The organism is Pseudoalteromonas sp. XMcav1-K (assembly GCF_044005875.1).
Lineage (GTDB): Bacteria > Pseudomonadota > Gammaproteobacteria > Enterobacterales > Alteromonadaceae > Pseudoalteromonas > Pseudoalteromonas spongiae.
On record NZ_JBIPJE010000005.1, the window covers coordinates 1 to 2,000 of the forward strand.

Annotated in this window: 2 protein-coding genes and 1 pseudogene; all 3 read right to left on the bottom strand. The window is 40.2% G+C overall.

Annotation, left to right across the window (positions count from 1 at the left end; translation table 11 throughout):
• Positions 1 to 445, bottom strand: a pseudogene (locus ACHSBP_RS00050) (flagellin FliC); the annotation flags it as partial.
• Between the two features lie 331 nt (positions 446 to 776).
• Complete coding sequence (locus ACHSBP_RS00055; RefSeq protein ID WP_010560728.1) at positions 777 to 1,592, bottom strand: flagellin; 816 nt, start codon at positions 1,590 to 1,592, stop codon at positions 777 to 779.
• Positions 1,593 to 1,798: 206 nt separating this feature from the next.
• Positions 1,799 to 2,000: flagellin (locus ACHSBP_RS00060; RefSeq protein WP_395387882.1), on the bottom strand; the 202-nt coding region annotated here is incomplete at its 5' end.

Below are 2,000 nucleotides of genomic sequence, written 5' to 3' on the forward strand. Positions count from 1 at the left end.
CTACTTGATAGTCTGTATCGTAAGTACCATTTAAGATGTTTACACCACCAAACGTTGTATCACTTGCTACACGGTCTATCTCTGCCGATAATTCAGCAAACTCTTTTTGTAGTGCATCACGGTCTGAGTCTGTGTTTGAACCATTCGCCGATTGAATCGATAAAACACGCATACGTTGCAACATATTTGACGTTTCTTCTAGTGCACCTTCTGCTGTTTGAGCTAGTGAAATACCATCATTCGCGTTACGTGCGCCTTGATTTGCACCATTTACTTGCGATTGTAAACGTGTACCAATTTGAAGACCTGCTGCATCGTCCGCTGCACTGTTAACACGTAAACCTGATGATAAACGCTGAAAAGACGTGCTTAACGCATTTGTCGAATTTGATAATTGACGCTGTGCGTTCAATGATGTGATGTTTGAATTTACATATAAAGCCATGATTCTCGCCCTCTTCTATCTGCGGTATTTACCGCCAAACAACTCGTTTGATTAAGATATCGACACGTCAAAAAGATTCTTTAATCAATTTTTACAAGTAAGCCACTAGAAGAAAAATAACCAACAAATAAACAAAGAGTTACTTTAATAATTTAATCACAAAATGCTTTTAATTTTGAAGCATGATTCGTTCTGATTATTCTAGTTTAGAGGTGTAATTGTTTAGTTTGGGCTCTATGAATACGCTATATGGGAGGGATATTATTCAGTCAAATATTTATAGATCACACCACTCAGTGTGATCTATAAAAAGCATTACGATTACTATTTATTACAGCAATGACAACGCAATTTGCGGCTGCTGGTTAGCCTGCGCTAACATTGAGCTTGAAGCCTGTTGTAATACTTGGTTACGCGCCAATGCCGCACTTTCTGCTGCAAAGTCTGTATCCATGATACGTGACTTAGACGCTGCTACATTTTCTGCTACGTTGTTTAAGTTACGAATAGTCGAACTAAAACGGTTTTGCTTCGCACCAAGATCAGCACGTACACCGTTCACTGTTGACAACGCATCATCTAGTGCACCTATAGCTGTTTGTGCGCCTGCAGCAGTACTGATAGAGTCATCAGAAAGCGCAAGTCCTGTTGAGTTCATATTTGTCGTTACTTTTAACGTAATAGTCTGGTTTGCATCAGCACCAACTTGGAAGTCTGTGTCGTACGTACCATCTAAAATATTTACACCACCAAAGCTCGTATCACTTGCAACACGATCAATCTCAGCAGATAGCTCTGTGAATTCTTTTTGCAGTGCATCACGATCCGAATCAGTGTTTGAACCATTCGCTGACTGAATTGCCAATACACGCATACGTTGCAGCATGTTCGAGGTTTCTTCCAACGCACCTTCTGCTGTTTGCGATAGTGAAATACCATCGTTTGCATTACGTGCACCTTGGTTTAAACCTTGTACTTGCGAGTTTAAACGCGTACCAATTTGCAAACCTGCCGCATCATCTGCCGCACTGTTTACACGTAAACCAGACGATAAACGTTGGAATGATGTTGATAATGCCTCACTCGAACGAGAGAGTTGTCTTTGAGAATTCAAAGACATTATATTTGAGTTAACACTTAAAGCCATGAGAGCCTCCAATAATAATTAACATAGGAACTATCAGTTGCAAGAGAGAGAGTAAGCTACAGATAGTTTTCTGTCCCATCTTCGTTATCGGCGGCCGCCTAAAACCCTTTAGCTTTTTTTAATTTTTTTTAACGAAAAGTAAAAAACGGCCATTTGGCCGTTTTTATATGAGAGGGAGTACTAACTTAATTAACTAGGAGAGAGTGTTAACCAATTAGCGACAATGCGATTTGTGGCTGTTGATTTGCCTGAGCTAACATTGAGCTTGATGCTTGCTGTAACACCTGGTTACGTGCAAGACCTGCACTCTCCGCCGCAAAGTCTGTATCCATTATGCGTGATTTCGACGCCGATACGTTTTCTGAAACATTGTTTAAGTTACGAATAGTCGAACTAAAACGGTTTTGC

Coding starts and splice junctions, on each gene's coding strand:
- ACHSBP_RS00055 (WP_010560728.1), bottom strand. CDS start 1,592: ATGGCTTTAAGTGTTAACTCAAATATAATGTCTTTGAATTCTCAAAGA.